The organism is Sporichthya sp. (assembly GCF_013815995.1).
GTDB lineage: Bacteria > Actinomycetota > Actinomycetes > Sporichthyales > Sporichthyaceae > Sporichthya.
The window spans coordinates 1-3,425 of the sequence record NZ_JACDFE010000330.1 but is presented as its reverse complement, the minus strand read 5'-3'; the positions used below and the strand labels follow the sequence as shown (position 1 = coordinate 3,425).

Sequence of the window (3,425 nt, the reverse complement as noted above, 5' to 3'; positions counted from 1 at the left end):
GGGCCGGTGGGCTGGCCGCCGTGCCGCACGGCGGCGAACTCGGCGGACCGGCGGAGGTGCGGGACTGCCTGCGGGCGCTGCGGGCGCACCGGATCGGACATGGGGTGCGGGCGGTCGAGGACGAGTCGCTGCTGGAGGAACTGGCCGCCGCGCGGGTCACCCTCGAGGTCTGCCCCGCCTCCAACGTCGCGCTCGGGGTGGCTTCCGAGGCCGCCGCGGTGCCGATGCGGACCCTGCTCGCCGCTGACGTCCCGATCGCCCTCGGCGCTGACGATCCGCTGCTGTTCGGGTCCCGCCTGGTCGACCAGTACGTCATCGCGCGCGACGTGCACGGGTGCACCGACTCCGAGCTGGCCGACCTGGCCCGGCACTCGGTCGAGGGGTCGATGGCGCCGGAGGACGTGAAGTACCGCCTCCGCGGCCGGATCGCCGCCTGGCTGGCCGAAGACCCGCGGCCTGTGGAGAACTAACCAGAAAGCGTGACACGCCTACTGGTTCAGAGAGTGTGGCCGACCAGCACGGGCTCGTGGTGCAGTTCGATACCGAACCGGCCGACGACGCCGGCCCGGACGGCGCGGGCCAGGGTGAGCAGGTCGGCCGCGGAGGCGGTGCCCCGGTTGGTCAGGGCGAGGGTGTGCTTGGTCGACAGCGTGGCGCGGCCGCCGGTGAGGTCGGCACCGAAGCCCTTGCCGAAGCCGGCGTGCTCGATCAGCCAGGCCGCGGAGGTCTTCAGCAGGCCCTCGCCCGCCAGGTAGCGGGGGGCGTCGTCCGGGAGCGCCGCCGCGGCGACGGCGTTGCTCAGGATCGGGTTGGTGAAGAACGACCCGGCGCTCCAGGTGTCGTGATCGGCCGGGTCCAGCACCATGCCCTTGGACCGGCGGAGCCCGAGGACCGCCTCGCGAACCGCCGCGACCGGCGCGGAGCCGCCGACGTCGACGCCGAGAGTGCGGGCGAGTTCGGCGTAGCGCACCGGCGCACCCTGTCCGCCCACCGTGAGGTGGAACTCCACGGCCGTGACGACGTACCGCGAGGTCCGCTTGAACAGGCTGTTCCGGTAGGCGAAGCCGCAGTCGGCGGGCGCGAAGCGGCGCTCGGCGCCGGTCTCGCGGTCCCAGGTGCGCACGGCGGTGATGACGTCGGCGACCTCCTGGCCGTAGGCGCCCACGTTCTGGATCGGCGTCGCCCCGACGCTGCCGGGGATGCCGGACAGGGCCTCGATGCCGGCCCAGCCCTCGGCGACGGTGTGCGCGACGAGCTCGTCCCAGGCGGCGCCGGCCTCGACGATGAGGTGCACCTCGTCGTCGTCGGCCTCGCCGATGACCGTGAGGCCGTCGCCGACCATGCGGGCCACCGTGCCGTCGAATCCGTCGTCGGAGACCAGCAGGTTCGACCCGCCGCCGAGCACCAGAACGGGCTGGTCGCCCGCCTCGGCCAGCACGGCGGCGAGCTCGTCGACCGACGCGATGTCGACCAGGCGGCGCACCGGTCCGCCCACGCGGAAGGTGGTCAGCTCCGCGAAGCGGACGCCGGTCGAAGCGGTGGTCATCGGCGCGGGGACATGCTCAGGGCAACCGCACGATGGCGATCGCCTTGGCGAGCACGGTGGCGCCGTCGTAGGTGGCCTTGATGGTCACCTTGACGAGGTTGTCCTCGAGCTTGTCGGTGACCTCGGCGCTGACCTCGACGGTGCTACCGCCGCCGGACCCGTCCAGCGCGCTGTCGTCGGGCACGGGGACCGGGCGGGTGAATCGCACGCCGTACTCGGTGACGGCCCCGGGGTCGCCGGCCCAGTCGGTGACGACCCGAGCGACCGTGCCCATCGTCAGCATCCCGTGCGCGAGCACGTTCGGCAGTCCGACCTCGGCCGCGATCCGGTCGTTCCAGTGGATGACGTTGAAGTCGCCCGAGGCGCCGGCGTAGCGAACCAGGTCGCCGCGGCGGAAGGTGAAGGTCTGCGACGGCAGCGCGGTGCCCTTCTCGACTCCCGCCCAGGTCGGCGCGCTCACTCGGCGCCCCGATGCACCAACGTGCACACCGAGGTGACCACGTGCTCGCCTTCCTCGGTGGCCGAGACGCACTCGACCGTGAGCACGTCGTTGCCGGCCAGCGCCTTCACACCGGTCACCTCGACGGTGGTGAGCAGGCGGTCACCGGGACGCAGCGGCCGGGCGTAGCGGAAGGTCTGGTCACCGTGGACGACCCGGGCCAGGTCGATGCCGAGGTCACGCAGGACGGCCATCGCGGCGTCCAGGGCGAAGACGATCGGGAAGGTCAGCGGGGCCAGCACGTCGGGATACCCGAGCGCCTTGGCGGCCTCGGGATCGCGGTACGCGGGATGGTCGTCGCCGAGGGCGTCGGCGAACTCCCGGATCTTCTCCCGGCCCACCTCGTACGGGCGGCTGGGCGGATACGTGCGACCGAGGAGCGAGGGATCGACGGGCATGTCGCGAGGGCGCGCGGCGAAGCGGTTAGCGGGTCTCGCGGTGCACGGTGTGCTTGCGCTCGCGCGGGCAGTACTTCTTCATCTCGAGCCGGTCGGGGTCGTTCCGCCGGTTCTTCTTGGTGATGTAGTTGCGCTCCTTGCAGTCGGTGCACGCAAGGATGATCTTCGGGCGGATGTCCTGCGACTTGCTGGCCACGGTCCTGTCCTTCTCTAACTCGCAACTACATGTCCGGTGCTCCGGCTGCGCCGTTCGACGTACTCAATCGGCTCGGCATTCGAAGCGCGCTTCGCCTGGACTTCGTTCTTATTCGGCTCGGCGAGCGAAGCGAGCTTCGCCTGCACTCGCCTCAATCGCACGTAGCGGTGACCGGACTTGAACCGGTGACACAGCGATTATGAGCCGCTTGCTCTACCAACTGAGCTACACCGCCGCTGCTGCCGGTAAACCGCCAGCTCAGAGCCCCTTTACGGAATCGAACCGTAGACCTTCTCCTTACCATGGAGACGCTCTGCCGACTGAGCTAAAGGGGCGAGGCCCGGAAAGGCTACACGCTCCGGGGGCCGGTCCTGCAATCCGGTTCGCGCGCCACCGCCACGCTCCTGCGGAGGCCTACTCCGAGCGGGTTGATCTTCCCCACGGCACCCCCGGGCACGCCTCACGATTCGCCCAAACCGGCGACGCCCACCCGCCTCCAGGTGTTGGCATGGGGTCCGTGACCGCGCAACTCGATCTCGCGGCACCGGCCCCTGCGACCACAGCCGGCCCGGGGCGTCGGCGCACCCGGGCACATCTGGACAACGGCGGCCCGATCGCGGCGCCCGCCGTGGTCTGTGCCGTGACCGACCTGGCCGTCGAGCTGGGCCTGGGCGGCTTCGTCCGCACCGACCCGCACGGGGTCACCGTCGAGGTCGAGGGCCGGGCCGCCGTCGTCGCGGCCTTCCTGGCCCGGATCTCCGCCGGCCCGTTCGGGGCCTTCTGGAC

General features: G+C 71.5%; 6 protein-coding genes and 2 tRNA genes. 2 read left to right on the top strand and 6 right to left on the bottom strand.

Translation table 11 applies throughout. From position 1 onward, the window contains the following. Window positions 1-470: adenosine deaminase (locus H0X00_RS22745; protein WP_367186741.1), on the top strand; the 470-nt coding region annotated here is incomplete at its 5' end. Window positions 471-496: 26 nt separating this feature from the next. Here the strand turns inward: H0X00_RS22745 and H0X00_RS22740 are convergent. The 6 genes from H0X00_RS22740 to H0X00_RS22715 all read right to left on the bottom strand — a co-directional run bounded on the left by H0X00_RS22740 (window position 497) and on the right by H0X00_RS22715 (window position 2,974). Next, window positions 497-1,546, bottom strand: a complete 1,050-nt coding sequence (locus H0X00_RS22740; RefSeq protein WP_293775065.1) for a UDP-N-acetylmuramate dehydrogenase — start codon at window positions 1,544-1,546, stop codon at window positions 497-499. A gap of 16 nt (window positions 1,547-1,562) precedes the next feature. After that, window positions 1,563-2,006, bottom strand: coding sequence for a MaoC/PaaZ C-terminal domain-containing protein (locus tag H0X00_RS22735; protein WP_293775064.1), 444 nt, complete (start codon window positions 2,004-2,006; stop codon window positions 1,563-1,565). Next, entirely contained in the window at window positions 2,003-2,443 is a 441-nt protein-coding gene (locus H0X00_RS22730) for a MaoC family dehydratase N-terminal domain-containing protein (RefSeq protein ID WP_293775063.1), read from the bottom strand. Before H0X00_RS22730 ends, H0X00_RS22735 begins: the two co-directional genes overlap by 4 nt. A gap of 25 nt (window positions 2,444-2,468) precedes the next feature. After that, window positions 2,469-2,639, bottom strand: coding sequence for a 50S ribosomal protein L33 (gene rpmG, locus H0X00_RS22725; RefSeq protein ID WP_367186740.1), 171 nt, complete (start codon window positions 2,637-2,639; stop codon window positions 2,469-2,471). A 162-nt stretch (window positions 2,640-2,801) separates the two neighbouring features. Then, window positions 2,802-2,874, bottom strand: a tRNA-Met gene (locus H0X00_RS22720). Window positions 2,875-2,901: 27 nt separating this feature from the next. Next, window positions 2,902-2,974: transfer RNA gene (locus tag H0X00_RS22715), tRNA-Thr, on the bottom strand. 173 nt (window positions 2,975-3,147) lie between these two features. Here H0X00_RS22715 and H0X00_RS22710 point away from each other — a divergent pair. Then, a partial coding sequence (locus tag H0X00_RS22710; protein WP_293775062.1) for an acylphosphatase occupies window positions 3,148-3,425 on the top strand: 278 nt, incomplete at its 3' end.

What these genes read in the sequence shown, in the direction of transcription:
- H0X00_RS22740 (WP_293775065.1), bottom strand. Translation starts at nt 1,546, where the DNA reads ATGACCACCGCTTCGACCGGCGTCCGCTTCGCGGAGCTGACCACCTTC.
- H0X00_RS22730 (WP_293775063.1), bottom strand. Translation starts at nt 2,443, where the DNA reads ATGCCCGTCGATCCCTCGCTCCTCGGTCGCACGTATCCGCCCAGCCGC.